At 71.3% G+C, this 22002-nt stretch carries 22 protein-coding genes; 9 read left to right on the forward strand and 13 right to left on the reverse strand.

Translation table 11 applies throughout. The annotated features are described in order from the left end of the window. On the forward strand, positions 1 to 522 hold the full coding sequence (locus tag FVE25_RS05160; protein ID WP_157245181.1) for a CGNR zinc finger domain-containing protein: 522 nt from the start codon (positions 1 to 3) through the stop codon (positions 520 to 522). Here FVE25_RS05160 and FVE25_RS05165 read toward each other — a convergent pair. Beyond that, a complete protein-coding gene (locus FVE25_RS05165) occupies positions 512 to 1729 on the reverse strand; it encodes an ROK family transcriptional regulator (protein ID WP_157245182.1) in 1218 nt (405 codons plus the stop codon). The two genes, FVE25_RS05160 and FVE25_RS05165, sit on opposite strands and share 11 nt — an antisense overlap. A 62-nt stretch (positions 1730 to 1791) precedes the next feature. Between FVE25_RS05165 and FVE25_RS05170 the strand changes: the two genes are divergently transcribed. The 5 genes from FVE25_RS05170 (at position 1792) to FVE25_RS05190 (ending at position 7683) form a co-directional block, all read left to right on the forward strand. Next, positions 1792 to 3150: an extracellular solute-binding protein gene (locus FVE25_RS05170; protein WP_157245183.1), complete on the forward strand. Its 1359-nt coding sequence runs from the start codon at positions 1792 to 1794 to the stop codon at positions 3148 to 3150. Continuing rightward, positions 3147 to 4049, forward strand: coding sequence for a carbohydrate ABC transporter permease (locus FVE25_RS05175; protein WP_157245184.1), 903 nt, complete (start codon positions 3147 to 3149; stop codon positions 4047 to 4049). The genes FVE25_RS05170 and FVE25_RS05175 overlap by 4 nt, the downstream gene beginning before the upstream one ends. Then, positions 4049 to 4858, forward strand: coding sequence for a carbohydrate ABC transporter permease (locus FVE25_RS05180; RefSeq protein ID WP_157245185.1), 810 nt, complete (start codon positions 4049 to 4051; stop codon positions 4856 to 4858). The genes FVE25_RS05175 and FVE25_RS05180 overlap by 1 nt, the downstream gene beginning before the upstream one ends. A gap of 225 nt (positions 4859 to 5083) precedes the next feature. Then, entirely contained in the window at positions 5084 to 6670 is a 1587-nt protein-coding gene (locus tag FVE25_RS05185; RefSeq protein WP_157245186.1) for an ABC-F family ATP-binding cassette domain-containing protein, read from the forward strand. 56 nt (positions 6671 to 6726) lie between these two features. After that, a complete protein-coding gene (locus tag FVE25_RS05190; RefSeq protein ID WP_157245187.1) occupies positions 6727 to 7683 on the forward strand; it encodes a hypothetical protein in 957 nt (318 codons plus the stop codon). Positions 7684 to 7741: 58 nt separating this feature from the next. On the opposite strand, the gene FVE25_RS05195 is transcribed toward FVE25_RS05190, so the two are convergent. Together FVE25_RS05195 and FVE25_RS05200 are read right to left on the reverse strand one after the other, a co-directional pair. After that, positions 7742 to 8008, reverse strand: coding sequence for a TFIIB-type zinc ribbon-containing protein (locus FVE25_RS05195; protein ID WP_157245188.1), 267 nt, complete (start codon positions 8006 to 8008; stop codon positions 7742 to 7744). Between the two features lie 46 nt (positions 8009 to 8054). After that, the gene (locus FVE25_RS05200; RefSeq protein WP_157245189.1) at positions 8055 to 8912 is read right to left on the reverse strand and encodes a phosphotransferase family protein; all 858 of its coding nucleotides are present in this window, start codon (positions 8910 to 8912) and stop codon (positions 8055 to 8057) included. Positions 8913 to 8959: 47 nt separating this feature from the next. Here FVE25_RS05200 and FVE25_RS05205 point away from each other — a divergent pair, with 47 nt between their 5' ends. Next, positions 8960 to 9844, forward strand: coding sequence for a TIGR03619 family F420-dependent LLM class oxidoreductase (locus tag FVE25_RS05205; RefSeq protein ID WP_157245190.1), 885 nt, complete (start codon positions 8960 to 8962; stop codon positions 9842 to 9844). Between the two features lie 17 nt (positions 9845 to 9861). On the opposite strand, the gene FVE25_RS05210 is transcribed toward FVE25_RS05205, so the two are convergent. Both FVE25_RS05210 and murQ read right to left on the reverse strand, forming a co-directional pair. Next, a complete protein-coding gene (locus FVE25_RS05210; protein WP_181019449.1) occupies positions 9862 to 10917 on the reverse strand; it encodes a serine hydrolase domain-containing protein in 1056 nt (351 codons plus the stop codon). A 104-nt stretch (positions 10918 to 11021) separates the two neighbouring features. Then, positions 11022 to 11924, reverse strand: coding sequence for an N-acetylmuramic acid 6-phosphate etherase (gene murQ / locus FVE25_RS05215; protein ID WP_157245191.1), 903 nt, complete (start codon positions 11922 to 11924; stop codon positions 11022 to 11024). Between the two features lie 57 nt (positions 11925 to 11981). Between murQ and FVE25_RS05220 the strand changes: the two genes are divergently transcribed. Then, positions 11982 to 13100 (forward strand): exo-beta-N-acetylmuramidase NamZ family protein, encoded by a 1119-nt coding sequence (locus tag FVE25_RS05220; RefSeq protein ID WP_157245192.1) that lies wholly within the window; start codon positions 11982 to 11984, stop codon positions 13098 to 13100. Here the strand turns inward: FVE25_RS05220 and FVE25_RS05225 are convergent. From FVE25_RS05225 to FVE25_RS05260, 8 genes are all read right to left on the reverse strand, one after another. After that, on the reverse strand, positions 13079 to 13945 hold the full coding sequence (locus FVE25_RS05225; RefSeq protein ID WP_157245193.1) for a GNAT family N-acetyltransferase: 867 nt from the start codon (positions 13943 to 13945) through the stop codon (positions 13079 to 13081). The genes FVE25_RS05220 and FVE25_RS05225 overlap by 22 nt on opposite strands. 6 nt (positions 13946 to 13951) lie before the next feature. After that, positions 13952 to 14962, reverse strand: coding sequence for an ABC transporter ATP-binding protein (locus FVE25_RS05230; RefSeq protein ID WP_157245194.1), 1011 nt, complete (start codon positions 14960 to 14962; stop codon positions 13952 to 13954). Next, complete coding sequence (locus FVE25_RS05235) at positions 14959 to 15969, reverse strand: ABC transporter ATP-binding protein (protein ID WP_246266626.1); 1011 nt, start codon at positions 15967 to 15969, stop codon at positions 14959 to 14961. Before FVE25_RS05235 ends, FVE25_RS05230 begins: the two co-directional genes overlap by 4 nt. Positions 15970 to 15971: 2 nt before the next feature. After that, the gene (locus FVE25_RS05240; RefSeq protein WP_157245195.1) at positions 15972 to 16865 is read right to left on the reverse strand and encodes an ABC transporter permease; all 894 of its coding nucleotides are present in this window, start codon (positions 16863 to 16865) and stop codon (positions 15972 to 15974) included. Further along, a complete protein-coding gene (locus FVE25_RS05245) occupies positions 16862 to 17869 on the reverse strand; it encodes an ABC transporter permease (protein ID WP_157245196.1) in 1008 nt (335 codons plus the stop codon). Before FVE25_RS05245 ends, FVE25_RS05240 begins: the two co-directional genes overlap by 4 nt. 7 nt (positions 17870 to 17876) lie before the next feature. After that, complete coding sequence (locus tag FVE25_RS05250) at positions 17877 to 19706, reverse strand: ABC transporter substrate-binding protein (RefSeq protein WP_181019450.1); 1830 nt, start codon at positions 19704 to 19706, stop codon at positions 17877 to 17879. A gap of 131 nt (positions 19707 to 19837) precedes the next feature. Further along, positions 19838 to 20845 carry a zinc-dependent alcohol dehydrogenase family protein gene (locus tag FVE25_RS05255; protein WP_157245197.1) on the reverse strand — a complete coding sequence of 336 codons (1008 nt, stop codon included), beginning with the start codon at positions 20843 to 20845 and terminating at the stop codon, positions 19838 to 19840. Then, on the reverse strand, positions 20821 to 21603 hold the full coding sequence (locus FVE25_RS05260; RefSeq protein WP_157245198.1) for an aminotransferase class IV: 783 nt from the start codon (positions 21601 to 21603) through the stop codon (positions 20821 to 20823). The genes FVE25_RS05255 and FVE25_RS05260 overlap by 25 nt, the downstream gene beginning before the upstream one ends. A gap of 69 nt (positions 21604 to 21672) precedes the next feature. Here FVE25_RS05260 and FVE25_RS05265 point away from each other — a divergent pair, with 69 nt between their 5' ends. After that, a complete protein-coding gene (locus FVE25_RS05265) occupies positions 21673 to 21984 on the forward strand; it encodes a hypothetical protein (RefSeq protein WP_157245199.1) in 312 nt (103 codons plus the stop codon). Positions 21985 to 22002: the final 18 nt, after the last annotated feature.

Here is a 22002-nt window from a genome sequence, read left to right on the forward strand (position 1 = left end):
GTGCATTTCAACACTTACGGCGGCAACGGGGCGGCCCTGTCGGCCGACCTGGTCAACACCCGCGACCACGCGCCGCGCACGCTGGAGCGCATCCTGGCGGCCCACTCGATGCTCCGGCCCGAGCTCACCCCCGCCCAGGCCGAGGAGCTGCGGATGTGGGCGGAGCGGCTCGCCCCCGTCTTCGGCGAGCGCGACCAGGACGTCCAGATCGAGCTGGTCAACGCGCTGCTGAAGATCTCCGCCGCCACGCCGTACATCAGCGCGCACGACGGGCGCAAGCCGCACCTGCACTTCTTCTCCGTCGACGCCGACATCGTCAACCGCGCCAAGGACACCACCGCCGGCGGCCTGGCCATGGCCATCTCCTTCTCCGACGGCCGCCGCCTGGGCCGCTGCGACCGCGAGGGCTGCTCGACCGTCTACGTCGACACCTCCCGCAACGGCCGGCGCCGCTTCTGCACGCTGGCCTGCGCCAACCGGGTCAACGTGGCCAACCACCGGGCCCGCCGGGTCACTCCCTGATCAGCCGGTCCAGGCGCGGCGCGTAGGTGACGTGGAAGACCAGCGAGGCCGCGCCGATCGCCGCCGCGTCGGCGGCGATGGGGGAGACCGCCACCCGGACGGCCTGCAGCCCCCGGGCCAGCACCCGGGTGGCCACCGCCCGCCCGATCACCTCCCGGTAGAGCCCGCCCAGCTCGCGTACGGCCGGCCCGCCCACCACGAGCAGGTCCACGTCGAGCATGTTGACCACCGAGACCGCGGCGTCGGCCAGCCGGTCGGCGGCCTCCTCCGTCACCGAGACCGCCAGCGGGTCACCGGCGGCCGCGGCGGCGCAGACGGCGGCGTGGCTGAGCCGCCCCCGGGTCAGCGCCGACTCCGCGCCCAGCGCCAGCCGCTCCCTGACGGTGGCCACGATCGCGTCCGGGCAGCACAGCGCCTCCACGCAGCCGCGGTTGCCGCAGTAACACGCCGGGCCGTCCGGCATGACCGTGATGTGGCCGAACTCGGCGGCGTTGAGCGTGCGGCCCCGGTAGACCTGCCCGTCCAGGAACAGGCCCCCGCCGATCCCGGTGCCCAGGTAGAGGTAGACGAAGCTGGGCACCGTGCGGGCCAGGCCCGCCCAGCGCTCGCCGATCGCCGCCGCGGTCGCGTCGTTGTCCACGGTCACCGGGTAGCCGACGTGCCGCTCCAGCAGGCTCCTGATCGGCACGCCGTCCCAGCCGGCCAGGCGCGGCGGGTTGACGATGACGCCGTCGGGGTCGAGCGGGCCGGGGGAGGCCAGGCCCACGCCGAGCACCTTGCCGTCCGGGACGCCGGCCTCCTTCAGCAGGCGGCGGGCGGTGCGGGCCAGGCTCCTGACCACCGGCTCCGGCTCGGCCCGCCGTACCGGGCGGTGGATCTTGACCAGCGGGCGGCCGGCCAGGTCGGCGAGCACGTAGGAGACCGACTCCGGGTCGAAGTGGATGCCGACGGCGTACCCGGCGGCGGCGTCCACCCGCAGGATGGTGCGGGGTTTGCCGCCCGTGCCCGGCGCGGAGCCGTCCTCGACGACCAGGCCGTCCTCCAGCAGCTTCCTGACGATGACCGAGACGGCCTGCGGGGTCAGGCCGGTGCGCTCGGCGATCTGGACCCTGCTGATGCCGTCGGAGACCTGCACGGCCTCCAGGACTACCGCCCGGTTGTAGTCGCCAACCTTGGGCAGATTGGTGCCCATTCGCATGAGACCCATGTTGTCATGTAAATCAAATTGATTTACGTTCGGGGAACCAGCGACATCCCGGGGGTGCCCCGATGAAACATGTCCTGATCACCTCAACCCTCGTCATCGGCCTGGCCGCCTGCGGATCCGGCGCCAAGGAGCCCGCCGCCTCCGGGGCCAAGGAGCTCGAGGTCCTCTACAAGGTCGAAACCACCTGGCCGCACCTGGAGAAGATGCTCCAGAACGCCAAGAAACAGTACGAGTCCTCGCACAAGGGCGTCACCGTCAAGCTGACCCCGGTGCAGGGCAACAACGAGGCGTACTACACCAAGCTCGCCCTGCTCAACCGCTCCGCCGACTCCGCGCCCGACCTCTACTACCACGACACCTTCCAGGTCAACGCCGACGTGGCCGCGGGCAAACTGGCCCCGCTCGACGAGTACCTGGCCGGCTGGGCCGACTGGAGCACCCAGTTCCCCGACTCGGTCAAGGCCGCGGCCAAGGGCGGCGACGGCAAGATCTACGGCGTCCCGATCAGCACCGACACCCGCGGCCTGTGGTACCACAAGGACGTCCTGGCCAAGGCCGGCATCGCCGTACCGTGGGAGCCCAAGACCTGGGCGGACGTGCTCGCGGCGGCCCGCGCGATCAAGCAGAAGGTCCCCGGCGTCGTCCCCTTCAGCATGTACTCCACCAAGATCCACGGCGAGGCCACGACCATGCAGGGCTTCGAGATGCTCCTGTACGGCACGCCCGGCGGCACCCTCTACGACCAGGCGCAGAAGAAGTGGGCGGCGGCCGGCAAGGGCTTCACCGACTCCCTGGCCTTCGTCAACACGCTCTACCGGGAGAACCTCGGCCCCAAGCTCGCCGACGCGCACAACGCGAAGCTGGCCGACAAGAACAACCTGGAGTGGTTCCCGCAGGGCAAGCTCGGCATCTCGCTCGACGGCGCCTGGACCGCCGCGGCCTGGAAGCCGACCAGCCCCAAGCCGTGGCCGGAGTGGCAGCAGAAGATCGGCTGGACCAGGATGCCGACGCAGAACGGCCAGGAGCCGGGCGCGGTGAGCATGTCCGGCGGCTGGGTGATGGCGATGAGCTCCTACACGCCGAACAAGAAGGAGGCGTTCGACTTCATCGCCACCGCCACGAACAAAGAGAACCAGATGCTCTACTCCATCGGCACCGGCGACCTGACCACCCGCAAGGACGTCGCCGCCGACCCCGCCTACAACGCCGACAACCCCTCCATCAAGTTCTGGACGGACCTGGCCGCCGTCACGCACTACCGGCCGGCCTTCGAGGAGTACCCGAAGGTCTCGGCCGAGGTCCAGGAGGCCATGGAGGCGGTCACCACCGGGACGCGCAGCCCCGAGGAGGCGGCCAGGACGTTCTCCGACCGGCTGCCCGGCGTCGTCGGCGGCCCGGACAAGGTCGTCGCGGGCGGATGACGGCCACGGCGGTCGCGGGCGTGGCCGGGACACGCCCGCCGGGACGCGGGTTCCGGGCCCTGCGCCGCCTGGCGCCGCTGGTCCCGGCGCTGGTGCTGCTCGTGCTCTTCCTGGCCGGGCCGGTGTTGTGGAGCTTCTACGCCGCCTTCACCAACGAGACGCTGACGGGCACCAACTCGGTCAGCCCGCGGTTCGTCGGCCCGGCCAACTTCGTGCGCATGTTCGCCGACGCCGACTTCCTCAACTCCTTCACCCTCACCTTCGTCTTCGTCGTCGGCTCGGCCGTCGTCGGGCAGAACACGCTCGGCCTGATGATCGCGCTGCTGCAACGGGGCCGCTCACGGTTCACGCGCAGCACGGTCAACGGCGTGGTCATCGCGGCCTGGGTGATGCCCGAGGTCGTGGCGGCGCTGTGCTGGTTCTCCTTCCTGGCCGAGGAGGGCACGCTCAACACGCTGACCGGCCTCGGGCAGGAGTGGCTCTACACCGCGCCGATGGTCGCGGTCATCCTGGCCAACGTCTGGCGCGGCACCGCCTTCTCGATGCTGGTGTACTCGGCGGCGCTGTCGGAGGTGCCCGCCGACCTGGTCGAGGCGGCGGCCGTGGACGGGGCGGGGAGGTGGCAGCGCCTGTGGCACATCACGCTGCCGCTGATCCGCCGCTCGATCATGGCCAACCTCATGCTCATCACCCTGCAGACGCTGGCCAGTTTCGGCCTCATCTACACCCTCACGGGCGGCGGCCCGGGCAACGCCAGCCAGACGACGCCGCTGTACATGTACGACAAGGCCCTGAGATACGGCGAGATCGCCTACGGCTCCGCCATGGCGCTGGTGATGCTGGTGATCGGGGCGTTGTTCTCGCTGATCTATCTCCGGCTGATCAAGGTGGAGGACTGATGGGCCGCCTGGCCGCACGGCTCGCGCTGCTGGTCGTGGCGATCTCGTTCGCCGCGCCGTTCCTGTGGGTGGTCATCGCCTCGGTCCAGCCGGGCGCGGGGTTGTCGGCGCAGCCGACGGGGGAGTTCTCGCTGGGTAACTTCCGGGCGGTGCTCACCTGGGAGACCACGGTGCTGCCGGTGATCAACTCCATCGTGATCTCCGGCGGGACCGCATTGCTCACCGTGGCCGTCGCCGTGCCGGCCGCCTATCCGCTCTCGCGCTACGAGCTGCGGTACAAGCGGTCCTTCATGCTGACGCTGCTGTTCACCACCGGCCTGCCGCTGACCGCGATCATCGTGCCGGTCTACTCCCTGTTCTACCGGTTCAACCTCTACGGCTCGGTGCCGGCGATGGTGCTCTTCCTGACGGCCAGCGCGCTGCCGTTCGCGATCTGGCTCATGAAGAACTTCATGGACGGCGTGCCGGTCGGCCTGGAGGAGGCGGCCTGGGTGGACGGGGCCGGATGGGTGCAGTCGCTGGTGCGGGTGGTCGGGCCGCTGATGGCGCCCGGCGTCGCGGTGGTCGGCATCTTCGTCTTCGTCGGGCAGTGGGGCAACTTCTTCGCCCCGTTCGTGCTGCTGGACGAGCCGGGCGAGGCGCCGGCGGCGGTGACCATCTACACGTTCTTCTCCCAGTACGGGCAGGTGGCCTACGGCGAGCTGGCCGCCTTCTCGATCATCTACACCGCGCCGGCCGTGGCGTTGTACGTCGCGGTCAACAAGTATCTGGCCGGATCGTTCAGCTTCGGCGGGGCGGTCAAAGGCTAGGCTTGCCAACCGATCCGTGGCCGGGGTACAGTTCCCGACGTCTTATCGCCGAGCCCAGGGGGCAGTTGACGTGAGGGTCTGAGGTCGCGGGCACCGCGCCGTTCCGCCCCGTCGTGGGCACGCGCGCACTCCTGGACCTCGGCGTTCGCCACCTCACACGGGCGTTTTCGCGGTGATTCCCGCCAAGTCACATTTCATGCTGATCTTTGTGACGGGAGCCGCCTTATGTCATTTTCCGTGGTAATCGACCGCGTCTCGTACGGCTGGGCCGACGGCACCTTGGTGCTCGACCAGCTCGAGGCCGCCTTTCCCGCCGGCCGTACCGGTCTGATCGGGACCAACGGGTCGGGCAAGTCCACACTGCTCAAGATCCTCGCCGGGGAGCTGAAACCCGCCGGGGGCAGCGTCACGCTGGCCGGACGGGTCGGCTACCTGGCGCAGAATCTCACCCTGCGCCGGGAGAGCACGGTCGCGGATCTGCTCGGGATCGCCCCGATCCGGGCCGCGCTGCACGCCATCGAGTCCGGTGACGTGGCCGTGGCGCACTTCGAGGCCGTGGGCGACGACTGGGACGTCGAGGAACGCGCCAGGGCCGAGCTCGACCGGCTCGGCCTGGACCACGTGCACCTCGACCGCACCGTCGGCACGCTGTCCGGCGGCGAGGTGGTCATGGTCGGGCTCGCGGCCCAGTTCCTGTCCCGGCCGGACGTGCTGCTGCTGGACGAGCCCACCAACAACCTCGACCTGGACGCCCGCACCCGGCTGTACGCGGCGGTCGAGGCGTGGCCGGGCGTGCTCGTCGTGGTCAGCCACGACCGGGCGCTGCTCGCGCTCGCCGACCAGATCGCCGAGTTGCGCGAGGGCCGGGTGCGCATGTTCGGCGGCGACTTCGCCGACTACGAGCGCATGCTCGCCGCCGAGCAGGACACGGCCGAGCGGCTGGTCCGCGTGGCCGAGGCCGACATGCGCAAGCAGAAGCGCGAGCTGGCCGACGCCCTGGTCAAGCTGGATCGCCGGGTGCGGTACGGCAACAAGATGTACGCCCAGAAGCGCGAGCCGAAGATCGTCATGAACGCCCGCAAGCGCGAGGCGCAGGTCTCGGCCGGCAAACACCGCACCATGCACCAGGACAAGCTGGAGGAGGCACGTGACAAACTGACCGAGGCCGAGCAGGCCGTCCGCGACGACAAGGAGATCCGCATCTCCCTGCCGGAGACCGCGGTGCCCGCCGGGCGGGTGGTGCTGGAGCTGCCGCTCGATCCGGCCCCGGAGGCCGGGGACGGCGCCGCCGTACTGGAGAAGCTGCTCGTGCAGGGGCCCGAGCGGATCGCGCTGACCGGCGCGAACGGCTCGGGCAAGACCACCCTGCTCAAGCGCATCGCCGCGCACGGCGTGCCGGTGCCGCTGCGCTACCTGCCGCAACGGCTCGACCTGCTGGACGAGAGCATGAGCGTGCTGGACAACGTGCGTGCCTTCGCGCCGCAGGCGAGCGTGACCGACGTGCGCTCGCGGCTGGCCCGCTTCCTGTTCCGCGGGCAGAAGGTGCACCAGCCGGTCGTCACGCTGTCGGGCGGCGAGCGGTTCCGGGCGACGCTGGCGGCGCTGCTGTCGGCCGACCCTGCGCCGCAGCTGCTCCTGCTCGACGAGCCGACCAACAACCTGGACCTGGCCAGTGTGCGGCAGCTCACTCAGGCGCTGTCGGCCTACCGGGGAGCGCTGATCGTGGCCAGCCACGACCTGCCCTTCCTGGAGGAACTCGGCATCACCCGCTGGCTGGTGCAGGACAGGGAGACGGGACTGTCGGAATCGTGAATTGACGCAAGGGGATCAACCGGGCGATAGTGTGGCAGGTGGCTGCCCCCCGGTTGATGACCTGCGTACTCGCTCTCGCGACCCTCACCGCCTGCTCCTCCGGCGGCGGCACCCTGACCGGTGGCGAACCCGTCGCCCGGGGCGTGGCCGGCGGCCCCGGCAGCGCCCCGCCGAGCACGGGAACGAGCTCCGCCCCGCCCAGCGGCACCGCGCTCACCCCCGAGGGCTACAAGAGCGAACTGTCCACCCGCAAGCAGGAGCTGACCGCCGCCATCGGCTCGATGATGGGCGCGAAGTCGGTCAAGACCCTGGACCAGCGGATGGAACGCGCCGAGGCGGCGCTGCGCGGCGCCGCCGACGCGCTGGCCCTGGTGAGCCCGCCGCCGGAGGTGAAGGCCCAGCACGACGCCTACGTCGGCAGCCTGCGCGCGGCCGCCGCCCAGTTCGGCGCCACCCTCGGCAAGGTCGGCAGCCGCGACGTGTGCACCGCGGGCGGCGTGCTCACCGACCTCGGCGCCCCGCTCAAGCAGCTCGACGAGGCCGGCGCCGCGCTGCAGGCCGCCGGCGACTACCCGGCCGACGTGGTCACCGTGAAGGCCGCGGCCAAGCAGAGCCGGCGGCTGAAGACCGGGCAGTTCCTCAAGAAGGAGAGCCTCACCGGCCGCAGCTCGATGCAGATCCACAACGGCGCCTCCCGGGACGCGGTCGTCACCCTGATGCGCGGGGACACCAAGGCGTTCAGCGTCTACGTCGGCAAGAAGAAGAAGTACAAGGTCAGCGGCGTGCGCGACGGCAAGTACCGGATCTACTTCACCCATGGCGTGGACTGGGACGGCAAGAGCAAGGCGTTCACCCGCGACTGCAGCTTCGAACGCTTCCAGTCGTCGGTGCGGTTCAAGACCACCTACACCGCGACGCAGATCCGCTGGAACGATTGGAAGATCACGCTGCACGCCATCACCGGCGGCAACGCGCCCACCGACGAGGTGGACCCGGAGAGCTTCCCCAAGTAGGCCCGGAACACGGCGAAGGGCCGCGCGGCGGCCGCGCGGCCCTTCGCACGTTCCAGCGTCAGGACGAGAACAGCATGCCCATGAAGCTGTCCTTGCGACGCCGGCCGTGACCGTAACCACCGTGGTGGCCGCCGTGTGACGGCGCGCCCCAGGCCGGGCCGCCGGGCGCGGGCGGCGGCGCAGCGTGGTACTGGGACTCCATCCGGGTCAGGGTCTCGAGCTCGCCATAGTCGAGGAAGATTCCCCGGCAGTTGTCGCACTGCTCGATGTGGACCCCGTTGCGCTCATATGTCCGCATGCTGCCGCGGCACTTGGGGCACTGCATCCGCTTGATCTCCTTGCCGTCAGGGGAAAACTCCTTGCGTGCGCCACTATGGCAGGCTCTGAGGGAGCCCGACAATTCTGCCGCACGCCTCGATCAACGAATGCTCCACCTCGTCGAGTTCCCGGCCGTCGCGGGTGGCGTTCACCACGGCCACCGCGGCGAGCTGCACGGTCAGCGCACGGGCCGGGACGTCGAGGCGGGCCCACGGGTCGGAAGGGTCCAGCGCGGGGCCGCCGGAAGCCAGGTAGGCGCCGAGAAACCGCTCCCAGATCGGGGTGGCCAGCAGCCCCGCCGCGAACCACGCCGCCGGGCGGGCGAGGTCCCAGGCCGGGTCGCCCACGCCCACGTCGTCGATGTCGATGAGCAGCCAGCGCTCGCGCCACACCAGCTGGCCCAGGTGCCAGTCGCCGTGGGTCAGCAGGCCGGGGTGCGGCTCCGGCTCGGGCAGGCTCTCGAACGCCCGCCGTACCAGCTGCTCGACCGGGCCGTCACCCGGCATCCGCCGCACCGCGCGGGCGGCGCGCGCCGGACCGCCCGCCTCGGGCAGCGGCCCCAGCGTCGGCAGCGGTACGGCGTGCAGCCGCGCCAGCAGCCTGGCCCCCTCCTCCCAGGGGGCGGTGTCCGGGTCCACGGTCGTCCCGGCGGGCCAGACGGTGACCGCGCGCCCGGAGACGGTGAGCATCTCGGGCTCGAGCGGCGCCAGCATGATCCCGCTCAGCGCCGCGGCGCCGGCGGCCCGCAGGCGGGCGGGCAGCAGGAGCGGGTCGTCACGCTCGGAGTGCGCCTTGACCACGACCTCGCCCCTGCGCACCACGACCACGTCGGTGCGGGTGGGATGGACCGCGATCTCGCCCGTGCCGCCGTAGGCGGCGGCGACCCCGGCCAGTTCTTCCGTGAGACTCACTTGATAAGACTAGGTGTCGCCGGAGGTCGTTCTTCACGGGAGTCGTCATGAAGATCAGCTTTGGAGTGCCGCTGTCGGGTCCGTGGGCGCGGGCGGAGAACATGCGGCGGGTGGCCCAGCGGGCCGAGGAACTGGGGTACGCGGGCCTGTGGACCTTTCAGCGCCTGCTCTACCCCGAGGGCCACGCCATGGGACCCGTCTACCGCAGCGTGCACGATCCGCTGATGACGCTGGCCCACGTGTCGGCCGTCACCCGGCGGATCGAGCTCGGGCTGGCGGTGGTCAACGTCTTCATGCAGCCGGTGGTGCTGGCCAAGCAGCTCGCCACGCTCCAGACGCTCTCCGGCGGACGGCTGGCGGCCGGGGTGGGGCTGGGCTGGCTGGAGGAGGAGTTCACGGCCGCGGGGGTGGACTTCGCCGCGCGGGGGCGCAGGGGAGAGGAGTTCGTCCAGGTGCTGCGGGCGTGCTGGAGCGAGGACGTCGTGGCGCACGAGGGGGAGTTCTACCGGATTCCGGCCTCCCACATGGATCCCAAGCCCGAGCCGGGACCACCGCCGGTCCTCATGGGCGGTGCGGCGGAGCGGGCGCTGGAGCGGGCGGGGCGGCTCGCGGACGGCTGGATGAGCGCCAGCCGGGAGAACCTGGCCGCGATCGACCAGAAAATCTACACTGTAAAGGCGGCGGCCGAGAAAGCCGGGCGCGACCCGGGCGCCCTGCGCTTCGTCGTCAGAGGCGTCACCCGGATCGGGGCCGGGCGCGGGCCGCTGGCGGGGACCTACGAGGAGATCCGGGCCGACGTGGACGCGCTGGCGGCCAAGGGGGTGACGGAGGTCTTCCACGACCTCAACTTCGACCCCGCCATCGTCACCGCCGAGCCCGCGCAGGCCATGCGCCGCGCGGAGGAGGCCCTGGAGGCCCTGGCGCCCCGCTGAGACGGCCCCGCAGGCACCTAGGAGAGGGCCAGGCGCAGTCCTTCGGCGGCCACCGCGTGGCGCAGGGCGCGGATGTCGTCCCGGCCGCGTACGGGGTGCACGGCGTTGGTCAGCAGCACCACCGTCAGCCGGTGGGCGGGGTCGACGACCAGCGAGGTGCCGGTGAAGCCGGAATGCCCGAACGAGCCGTGCAGCGGTCCCGCGATGGCCGGGTCGCCGAGGCGCACGCCGAGCCCGTGCCGGAACGCGGCGCCCTCGGCTCCCTGGTCGCGCAGCATCTCGGCGACGGTCTCCGGCCGCAGGATCGGGCCGCCGCCCTGCCGGAGGGTCTCGCCGAAGCGCAGGACGTCGTCGGCGGTGGCGAAGATCCCGGCGTGACCGGCGACGCCGCCGAGCCCGTAACCGGTCTCGTCGTGCACCTGCCCGCGCACGCAGCCGGGGCCGGGGCGCTCCGGCTTCCACTCGGTGGCGGCGATCCTGGGCAGCTTGTCCGGCCCGGGGGTGTAGCCGGTGTCGGACAGCCCGAGCGGTCCGGTGACGCGCGCCAGGACCAGCTCGTCCAGCGGCGCCCCGCCCGCCAGCTCGGCCACGCGCCCGGCGGTGACCATGCCGACGTCGGTGTACAGGTACGGCCCGCCGGTCTGTGAGGTGATGGGCGTGTCGAGGATGGCGGCCATGCGGGCCGCCGGGGTGGCGCCGGGGAGCTCGAGGTCGATGCGCCGCGTCGGCTGCAGCCCGGCGGTGTGGGTGAGCAGCCGTCGCGTGGTGATGCGCGGATCGCGGCCGGGCAGCCAGGCGGCGATCGGCTCGTCCAGCCCCAGCAGCCCGTCCTCGCTCAGCGACAGCAGGACGGCCGTGGTGAAGAGCTTGCTGATCGAGGCCAGGTCGAAGATGGAGTCCCGGCGGGCCGGCGGCCGCTCCTCGGCCAGGGTGAACTCCGCGTCGTCGTAGCGCACCAGCTCTCCGGCGACCGACGAGGCGACCACGGCCCCGTCCACGGCGACGAGCGCCACGGCGGCCGCGGCCGTGCCGGGCACACCTCCGGCCAGGATCTCGTCCAGCCGATCCGACATCAGGAACCCCCGCCCTTCCCGGCCTCGGACCTCGGTCTCGCGGCCTTCCGCGCACATCCGTCCATCGCCCGCCCTCCGCTCGCCGTCATGTCCGCCCCCCTTTCTCAGCTCTGCGCGCTCTCCAGGGCGTCGGTCAGCCGCTCACCGTGCTCCTCCAGCAGGGCGCGGGCGGCGTCGGCGCCGAGGCCGTGCCGGATCATGAGCACCGCCACCTTGGCCTGGCCGTCGGCCGCCGCCAGGGTCTTGCGGGCGGTCTCGGGGTCGGCGCCGGTGATGTCACCGACCATGCGGACGGCGCGGCCGGCCAGCTTGGAGTTCATCGCGGACATCTCGATCATCTTGTTGCCGTAGGTACGGCCCAGGCGGATCATCGAGATGGTGGAGATCATGTTGAGCACCAGCTTCTGCGCGGTGCCCGCCTTGAGCCGGGTGGAGCCGGTGACCACCTCGGGCCCCACGACGACCTCGATGCCGTGCTCGGCCGCCGCCGACAGCGGCGCCGCCCGGTTGCACGACAGGCCGACGGTGAGCGCCCCGCGCCCGGCGGCCTCGCCGAGCGCGCCGATGACGAAAGGGGCGCGTCCGCTGGCCGAGACGCCGACGACAGCGTCGCTGGGGCCGACCTCGAGATCGGCGATGGCGGCGGCGCCTGCCCCGGCGTCGTCCTCCGCGCCCTCGATGGAGCGCGTCAGCGCCTCGTGGCCGCCGGCGATGATGCCCTGGACCAGCGACGGGTCGGTGCCGAAGGTGGGCGGGCACTCCGAGGCGTCGAGCACGGCCAGGCGGCCCGAGGTGCCCGCGCCGACGTACAGGAGCCGGCCGCCCGCGCCCATCCGCGCGGCGATCGCGTCGATGGCGGCGGAGATGTCCGGCACGGCGGCGGCGACCGCGGCGGGCACGGACGCGTCGGCCTGGTTCATCAACTGGGCGATCTGTTCCGTCGGCAGCCGGTCAATCTGGCTGTAGCGCGGATCGCTCTGTTCCGTGGACAGCTCCGGATCACTCATGACGCTAATTTCCACCATCTACTTCTCTCTTGTAAATAACTTTCAGACAATGGGTTCATGCAACACGTACGAACCGGAGCGGAACGGCTGGTTGCCGACCCCTCGCTCGTGCCGGGCGAGCGCATCGGCCTCATCACCAACCCGACGGGCGTCCTGCCCGACCTGACCCCCACCCTGGAGGCGCTGCTCGCCGCGGGCGTGCCGATCGCCGCGTTGTTCGGCCCCGAGCACGGCATGCGCGGCACCGCCCAGGCGGGCTTCAGCGAACAGGACGCCACCGACCCCAGGACCGGGCTGCCGGTCCACGACACCCACCAGATCTCCGGACCGGAGCTGGACGCCGTCGTGTCCGCCTCGAGGGTGGACACGCTGGTGTTCGACATCGCCGACGTCGGCACCCGGTTCTACACCTACATCTGGACGCTGTACGACCTCTTGATGTCCGCTAAACGGCTCGGCGTGCGCTTCGCCGTACTCGACCGGCCCAACCCCCTCGGCGGGACCCTCACCGAAGGCCCGCTGCTGGAGCCCGCCTTCGCCAGCTTCGTCGGCCGCGCGCCGCTGCCCATCCGCCACGGCAAGACCGCCGGCGAGCTGGCGCTGGGCTTCGACCCCGGCGTGACCGTCGTCGCGATGGACGGCTGGCGGCGCGAGATGGCCTTCGAGGACACCGGCCTGCCCTGGGTGATGCCGTCGGTCAACATGCCGACCACCGACACCGCCCTGGTCTACCCCGGAACCGGGCTGTTCGAGGGCACCACCTTCTCCGAAGGCCGCGGCACCACCCGCCCGTTCGAGCTCATCGGCGCGCCGTACGCCGACGAGCGCTACGCCCGCGAGCTCAACGCCCTCGGCCTGCCCGGCGTGCGCTTCCGCGAGGTGTCCTTCACGCCCACGTTCCAGAAGCACGCCGGGACCGTCTGCCACGGAGTCCAGCTGCACGTGCACGACCGGACGGCCTTCCGGCCCGTGCTCACCGGCCTGTCGATGCTCCACCTGGCCCGGGCCCTCTACCCCGGCGACTTCGCCTGGTGGGGGCCCAACCTGTTCATGGAACACCTGTGGGGCTCCGACACGCTCACGCGCTGCCTGGATGACGGCGGCGACCCGCGCGAGCTGTGTCCTGACCCCGGCTTCCCCGACGGTCACCTGCTCTACACCAGCTCGCGGCGGTAGAGCCAGAAAACGCGTTCGGCTCGCGCGCCCACCGCGCGCGAGTAGAACCGCAGCGGCCCCACCCACCCGATCTGGGCGCTCGTCTGTCCCTCCGCCCGCTGACCGGCCAGCGCCAGGCGCAGCAGCACCCGGCCCACGCCCAGTCCCTGCGCGGCGGGCGCGGTCCCCATCGGGCCGAACCAGCCCGGCCGGGCGCCCCAGGCGGCGAAGCCCAGGATCTCCCCGTCCCGCTCGGCGTAGGCCACGCCGTCGGCGGTCTCGGCCTCCCAGGCCCACGCATCGTTCCAATGCCGCCGCGTGAACTCCACGACGGCCGCCCGGCCGGGCCCCTCCGCGTCCTTCCGGTGGACGGCGATGCGGACGCCCCGCTCGGCCAGCCGTACCGTGTCCTTCTCGACCGAGAGGTCCGCGGTGAGGTCGGCGGTCATGTTCCAGGCCACGTGGTAGCGCTCGTAGCCCAGGCGCTCGGCCAGCGCGGCGGCGGGCGTGTAGCGCACGTCGATGCCCGGCCAGGCATAGCACGGCGGGTTGCCGGCCATCCGCGCCTGCGTCGCGCCCTGGGCGCGCAGCCACTGCTCGGCCGCGCCCACCAGGTCCCGGCCGCATCCCTTGCCCTGCTCATCGGGGTGTACGGCCAGCAGATCGATGTGCCCGAGCCCGGGATCACGCGTGGACATGGAGGCGAAGACGACCCCTCCGCCCTCGGCGATCGCCGTCCACCGCCGGTCGGCCGGAGGCGCCGCGAGCCGCCGGACCAGCGCCTCGCCCTCGCCGGCGTCGTAGGTCAGCGCCGCGCGCGCGATCCGCCCGGCCTCGGCCAGGTCCGCGGTGTGCGTTCCCCCCACGGTCCCTCACACCCCGCTCATCGGGCGCGCGATCACGTCGCGGCGCTCGGGGAAGAAGCAGGCGTGCTCCTGCGGCGACCCCTCGGTGATCTGCAGCGCCGGCCGCTCCGACTCGCAGCGGTCCTGCCGGAACGGGCAGCGGCGGGCGAACAGGCAGCCGGTCGGCTCCTGGCTGCCGTCCAGCGCCTCCACCGGGACGACCGGCTGCGCACCGGGCTCCTCCAGGCCGTGCAGCACCGGGATCGCCGACAGCAGCGACTGCGTGTACGGGTGCACCGGGTCGGCGATCACCGTGTCCACGGGTCCGCGTTCGACGACCTGGCCGCGGTAGATGACGTACATCTCGCCGTCGTCGCCGATGTAGCGGGAGGTCGCCACGTCGTGGGTGATGAACAGCACGCTGACGCCCAGCCGTTCGCGCAGGTCCTTCAGCAGCGCCAGGATGCCCAGCCGCAGCGAGACGTCGATCATGGAGACCGCCTCGTCGGCCACGAGCATGTCGGGGTCCACGGTGAGCGCGCGGGCGATGACCACGCGCTGGCGCATGCCGCCGGACAACTGGTGCGGATAGCGCGACAGCACCGAGCCCGGGTCCAGGCCGACCAGCGCCAGGACCTCCGCCGCCCGCTCCTCGATCCACCTGGCGTCGCGGCCGGTCTGCTTGGCGCGCAGCTTCAGCGGCGCGTGCAGCGTCTGATGGATGGTCCGCGTCGGGTTCAGCGCCGAGTACGGGTCCTGGTGGATCATCTGGATGCGCCGGAAGTGCGGCTGGCGATCCTTCGGCTTCAGCGACGACATCTCGGTGCCGTTGATGCTGATCCGGCCGCCGTCGTAGGACTCGAGCCCGGCGATGATCCGGCCGAGCGTCGTCTTGCCGCAGCCGGACTCGCCGATGAACGAGGCGGCGCCGCCCTTGGGGATGGAGAAGTCCACCCCGCGCAGCGCCTGCACCTCCCGGCCGCCGAGCACGTTGCCGCGCTGCTTGAAGGTCTTGGTGATGCCGGTCCCCGTGATCACGCGTGCTCACCCTCCCTGGACGGCACCTTGACGGCCTGGTCGACGGCGTGGCAGGCCACGATCCTGGCGCCGTACGCCCGTGCCGCCGGGTCGGCGGTGTCGCAGACGTCCATGCGCAGCGCGCAGCGCTCGCGGAACACGCAGCCCTCCTTGGGGACGGTGGCCAGCGTGGGCGGGCGGCCGGGCAGGGCCTGAGCCTCATTGATGTCGCCCACCAGGCGCGGGATGGCCCGGATCAGGCCCTTGGTGTAGGGGTGTCGCGGGTCGGCCAGGACCTCGCGGGTGGGGCCCTGCTCGACCAGCCGCCCGCCGTACATGACCGCGAGCCTGTCGGCGACCTCGGCCACCACGCCGATGTCGTGGGTGATGACCAGCGTCGTGAGGCCGCGTTCGGCGTGCACCTCGCGCACGATCTTGAGGATGTTGGCCTGCGTGATCATGTCGAGCGCGGTGGTCGGCTCGTCCAGCACGACCAGGTGCGCGTTCAGGACCAGCGCGAGCATGATGCCGACGCGCTGGCGCATGCCGCCCGACAGCTCGTGCTGGTGGGAGTCGAGCACCCGGGCGCCGTCCAGGCCCATCCGGCCCAGCAGCTCCTTGGCCTCCCTGACCAGGGCGCGCAGGTCCTCCACGCCGTGCGAGCGGCCGAGGTCGAGCAGCTGCTTGCCGACGGTCTTGAGGGGGTTCAGGGAGTTCTGGGCGGCCTGGAAGACGTAGCCGATGTGCCGGCCGCGGGCCTTGCGCAGCTGCTCGCCCTTGAACTCGGCGACGTTGCCCAGCCCGTCGATGTCCACCCGGCCCGCCGCGATGCGGCCCGGCGGCTGCACGGCGTTGAGCAGCGACAGCGCCATCGTGGACTTGCCCGAGCCGGACTCGCCCACGATGCCGGTGATCGTGCCCGGCTTCAGCTCCAGGCTGACGTCGCGGACGGCGGGCAGCTCGCCCGCCGCGGTCTTGTAGACGACCGTGAGGCCGTCGATGCGCACTCCCGGCGCTTGCTTGGCCACCTCTACTCCTCGCGCAGCCGGGGGTTGAAGATCTCGTCCATGGCGTCGACCACGAGCACGATGCCGAGCGTGAGCAGCAGGATCGCCAGCAGCGGCCCCAGCAGGTAACCCAGCGCGAGCGGCTGGATCATCGCCCCGGCCTGGAACACGGCCAGGTTGAGCATCACGCCCCAGTTGTCCGACTCGTAGGGCAGCACGCCCAGGAAGAACAGGCCGACCTGCGCGTAGACGGCGCCGGTGACCGCGATGAGCATGTTCATCGCGATGTAGGGCGCCATGCTCGGCAGCAGCTCCTTGCCGACGATGTGCGGCGTGGACAGGCCCAGGCCGCGCGCCGCCTCGATGAAGCCGCGCTCGCGCAGCGACAGCGTCTGCGCCCGTACGGCACGCGCCACGCCGCCCCAGCCGAGCAGCCCGAGGACCAGGCCCATCTGGAACGGGTTGCCGAACTTCCACACGGTGGCCAGCACCAGCAGCAGGGGCAGGCCCGGGATGGTCAGCTTCATGTCGGTGATCCGCATGAGCACGGTGTCCCAGCGGCCCCGCTTGAACCCGGAGAACAGTCCGAGCCCGGTGCCGACCACGACCGTGATGACCGCGGTCACCGCGGCGCTGAGCAGCACGTACCGCGAGCCCTTGACGACCAGCGCGACGACGTCGCGGCCCTGCGGGTCGGTGCCGAGCCAGTGCGCCCAGCTCGGCGGCTTGCTGATGAGGTCGGCGTCGCCCGGCAGCAGGTCCGGGTAGAACATCGGCCCGAAGACGGCCATGAACGCGAAGCCCAGGAGGATGATCGCGCCGGCCATGCGGCTGGGCTTGCGCTTCATCACCCGCCAGACGCCGCTCCAGAAGTTGCGGCGCATGGTCGCGGTCGTGCTCTCCAGCACGATGCTCATGAGACCTCCTCCCCACTGCGAACCCGCGGGTCGATCACGGTGTAGAACAGGTCGGCCACGATGTTGGCGACGATGACCGCGGCGGTGATGAGCAGGAACGCGCCGCCCATGAGCGGGTAGTCGCGCAGGCTGACCGCGTCGATGAGCAGCAGGCCCAGGCCGGGGTAGTTGAAGATCTTCTCGATGAAGACCGCGCCGCCGAGCAGCAGGCCCAGCGAGAGCGCCAGGATCGTGAACAGCGGCAGGATCGCGTTGCGGGCGATGTAGCGGAAGACGATCGAGCGCTTCATCCCGCGCAGCTCGGCGGCCAGGATGAAGTCGTCGCCCAGCACGGTCACCACGCTGGACTTCATGGCCAGGATCCAGCCGCCGTACGCCGACAGCGCGTAGGTCAGGACCGGCAGCACGGCGTGCTCGGCCAGCGAGCCGATGTAGCCGGCGTTCCAGCCGGGGTCGAACAGGATGTCGACCGGGCTGTCGGCGGGCAGGATCGGGATCAGCGTGGCGAAGATGACCACGAGCAGCATCGCCAGGATGTACTGCGGGATGCCGTGCAGGAGCGAGCCGGAGACGGCCAGGGCGTCACCGAGCTTGCTGGTGCGCTTGATCGCCGCGTACACGCCGAAGATCACGCCGACCAGGAAGCTGAGCAGCGTGCCGATGAGCACCGGAAGAACGGTCCATTTCGCGGCGTCGGTGAGCACGTCCAGCACCGGCGTGCCGGGCCGGGTGATCGAGATGCCGAGGTCGAGCCGGAACAGGCCGCCCATGTAGCTGAGGTACTGCTCCCACATCGAGCCCGTGGGCAGGAAGCCGTACATCACCGCGGTGGCCTGCCGGGCAGCCTCGGGCGACATACCGCCCTCGATGAGCTTCTCGTACCGCGCGGCGACGGGGTCGCCGGGGATGTTGTTGACGATGAAGAAGCTGATCGTGGCGACCACGAGGATCATGACGATCCCGCGGGCCAGGTGGCCCGCGAGTCGCCGAGCGATAACCGTCATGGATGCGTTACTGCTTCTTCTTGATCAGGCCCTGCTGGATCCAGACACCCGAGGGGAGGACGCCCTGGCCCATGCGCAGGAGCTCGTCGTCGTGCGGCCAGCCGGTGAAGCGGCTGTTGTTGACGAACTGGTTGTTGATGTAGTCCCACAGCTGGATGACCGGCAGGTCCTGGTTGGCGGCCTGGGCCAGCTGGCTCATGATCGGCTTGGCCTCCTCGGGGCCGACCGAGTTCAGCTTGGCGGTCAGCTCGCCGGGGTTGACCTTGGTGCCGTCGACCTCGATCTGCTCGGGGCCGCCCATCCAGTTGTTGTTCTTGCCGGGCGCGGAGTGCTTGACCTTGCCGCCGACGTTGGCCCAGCCGTTCGAGACGCCGTAGAGGCGCTGGAAGATGTCGTACGGCGCGGGCCCGAGGGCGATCAGCCAGAAGCCGACGTCGTACTTACCGGCGGCCAGCTCCTCGAGGTAGACCGGGTAGTCGGCGGTGGTGACGACCTCGGCGTCGACGCCGGCCTTGACGAGCTGGCTCTTGATGTTCTCCTGGGCCGACAGCCAGTCGGAGAAGCCGGCCGGGGCGTGCATGGAGACCTTCCACGGCGTGCCGTCGGCGAGGGTCCACTTGCCGTCCTTCTTGGTCAGGCCGGCCTGCTTGAACTCCTCCTCGGCCTTGGCCGCGTCCGGCTTGTACGGCTCCAGCTTGGGCAGGGTCTCGGCGATCCAGGCGTCGGCGGCCTTCTGGTGGATGCCGCTCGTGGTGGTGGCCGCGGTGCCGCCCTCGGGGGAGGCGACCTTGGTGACCTGGTCGCGGTCGATCAGGTAGGCCAGGCCGCGCCGTACGTGGACGTTGTCGTAGGGCTTCTTGCTCTGGTTGAACGCCATGCTGACCGCGACGGGGGAGTAGCCCTTGATGACCTCGCTGCCCGGAGCGGCCTTGATGCGGGTCATGACGTCGGTGGGGGCGGCCACGAAGCCGGAGTGGTCGAGCTTGCCCTGGCTCAGGTAGTTCCAGATCTGCTCGTTGCCGGTGTAGTTGAGAACCTTCACCTGGTCGGGCACGACGTTGGCGACGTTGAAGAAGTGCTTGTTCTTGACCAGCAGCGCCTCGCCGGGATTGGCGCGCTCGAGCACGAACGGGCCGCCGGCCACGTCCTTCTGCGGGGCGAAGGCGATGACCTGCTGGCCCAGCTTGGTGATGTCCTCGCGGGCCTTCTCGGCCTCGGGGCCGTCGCCGCGGGCGGTCTTGATGGTGTCCCAGATGGTGGCGGGGACCGCGGTGTTCCAGATGTGCGAGGGCAGGACGGTGGTGTCCAGCACGCCGCGGGCGAACTTGGGGCTGGGGTTGGCGAGGTCCTGCGTGACCTTGACCGTCTTCTCGTCCACGACGGTCACGTCGGCCGCCGCGCCCGCGGCGCCCGGGGTGACGGCGAAGGCCGTGCTGCCCTGGGTGTAGGCGATGGCGATGGACAGCTTCACGTCCTCGGCGGTCACCGGCTTGCCGTCGGACCACTTGGCGTTCGGCTGCAGCTTCAGGGTGATGGAGGAGTTGTCCGGCGGGATCTCCCAGCTCGCCGCCATGCCGGGAAGCGCCTTGTTGGGATCGGTCAGGTGGTTGACCACGAAGCCGAGCTTCATCGTGGTGTAGCCGGGGAAGGCGTTGCCCTTGGGGTTGTACGGGTTGGGCGGTGCGCTCGCGTCGATTCCCGGCCTGTTCACGTCGATTGTGGTGAAGAGCCCGCCACCACCGCCCGAGCTGGACTTGTTGGTGGCGCCGCCGCCGGCGCACGCGGACACGCCGGCTGCAAGGCCCAGCAACGTCACTACCGCTGCTAGTCGCTTCATTTACCGCTCCGGAGATAGTTCTGGGGTTGTCCGGACCTTATGGGCACGCGGAAGTTGCGTCAATAATCTCCAGCTGTTGTGAGGCTAATGTAACTTTCCTTCATTGACCCTGCGGGTGGCGCTTGGCTCCATCACCCGATGATAAGGACGGCCGCCCCGCTGACCTGCCCGTTTGCCAGGTCCTCCAGCGCGCGGGCGGCTTCCTGCAGCGGGTAGGCGCTCGTGGTCACGCTCGGCGGCTGCTCGGCGGCCAGCCGGAGATAGGCGCGGCCGTCCTCGCGCGTGTTGGCCGTCACGCTGCGCAGCACCCGCTCCTGGAACAGGTGGCGCCGGTAGTCCAGCACCGGCACGTCGCTCAGGTGGATCCCGGCCACCGCCAGCGTCCCCCCGCGGTCGAGGGCCTCCAGGGCCGGCGGCACCAGCTCGCCCGCCGGCGCGAACAGGATCGCCGCGTCCAGCGGCTCCGGCGGCTCGTGCGCCCCGGCCGAGGCGGCCCCCAGCTCCAGCGCCAGCCGCCGCGCCGCCGGCGACCTGGTCACCACGTGCACCGTGTGCCCCAGGGCCAGCGCCGCCTGCGCGGTCAGATGGGCCGAGGCGCCGAAGCCGTAGATGCCCAGCCTGCCCGGCTCCCGCAGCCCCGTCTTCAGCAGCGCCCGGTAGCCGATGATGCCCGCGCACAGCAGCGGCGCCAGCCGTTCCGGCGCGACGTCGCCGGGCAGCGGATACACGTACGCCTCGGGCGCGGTCAGGTACTCGGCGAAGCCGCCGTCGGCGTCCCACCCGGTGTAGACCGACTCCGGGCACAGATTCTCGTCCCCGCGCGCGCAGTAGCGGCACTTCCCGCAGGTGCCGCGCAGCCACGCCACCCCCACCCGCCGCCCGGCGAGCTCCGTGCGCGCGGAGACGACCCGCCCCACCGCCTGATGGCCCGGCGTGGTCCGCGGGCGGCGCGGCTGCAGGTCCCCCTCGGCCAGATGCAGGTCGGTACGGCACACGCCGCACGCCTCCACCTTGACCAGCACCTCACCCGGCTCCGGCACCGGGACCGGGCGCACCTCCAGGACCAGCGGCCCGGAGGAGATCGGGCCGGGCGCGGCCACGGCCCAGGCGCGCATCAGCGACGGGGTATCGGATCCCATGGTGTGGCCTCATAAACGGTGAGGATGCGAGACAGGACCTCGGGCGAGTACGGCACGGCCGCGCCGTCCACCTCGCCCACCGGACTGATACCCCAGGAGTTGGCCAGGAAGACCGCGCGGAACCCGGCGAGGTCGCCGGCCTTGAGCGGCCGGGTCTCCTGCGGGATCCCGGCCCGGGCCAGCTCGCGCCGCAGGAGCCGCAGGGTGATCCCCGTCAGCATGGGCGCCTTCGGCCACACGACACGCTCGCCGTCGAAGCAGCCGAGGTTCGTGATCGTGCCCTCGGAGATCGTCCCGTCCTCGGCCACCAGCAGCGCGTCGTCGAACCCCTCGGCCGCGGCCCGGCGGCCCAGGTGGATGGAGGGGAAGCCGCCGCCGTGCTTGATGTGCGGCAGGAAGCGCCGGTAGGCGACGGTCATCAGGCGCCGCGGGGTCGTGGGCGCGTCCACCGGGGCGCCGGTGGAGACGATCACGTGCACCCGGTCGGTCAGCGTTACGTTGACCCGGACCGAGGCGTCGTCCGGGTCGCCGCCGAGCGCGGCGGCGATGCCGTCCAGCACGAGGGCGCGGTCCAGGCGCTGGCCGAACAGCTCCCGCGTCGCCTGTTCCAGCCGCTCGAGGTGCAGCTCCAGGCCGCGTACGGCGTGGCCGCGCACCTGCATCGCGGTGAAGTGGCCGCCCCGGGCGGCGAGCGCCAGGCCCAGGTCGGCGCCGGTGGCGGGCCTGCCGTCGACGATCGCGCGCTCCTGAGAGGTCACGCTCCCAGCTTAGGGGCCTACAATGCCGCGTCGAGTGATCTTTACATCAAACGTGAGAAATGGGAACAGATGTCTGTGATCAAGCGCACGGCCTTCACTCTTGCGGCCGGCTCTCTCTTCCTGGTGGGACTCGGCGCCGCTTCCGCCTCGGCCTCCGCCGCCGCCCCGTGCACCGGCAGGTCCGGGCTCACCATCATGGCCAAGGGCGAGACCCAGGGCAAGGCGTGGGCGGACGTGCTCAACTGCGGCCGGACCGGCCTGGTGACGCTCGACATCTCCTGGGGCCCGGACCCGCTGTGCCGGGAGATCCGCAACGGCGTCACGGCCAGGATCACCGCCCCCACCGCGGTCGGCAGCGTCAGGAAGGCCAAGTACTGCTGACGCGCTGCGACGATCCCG

Source organism: Nonomuraea typhae (assembly GCF_009760925.1).
Lineage (GTDB): Bacteria > Actinomycetota > Actinomycetes > Streptosporangiales > Streptosporangiaceae > Nonomuraea > Nonomuraea typhae.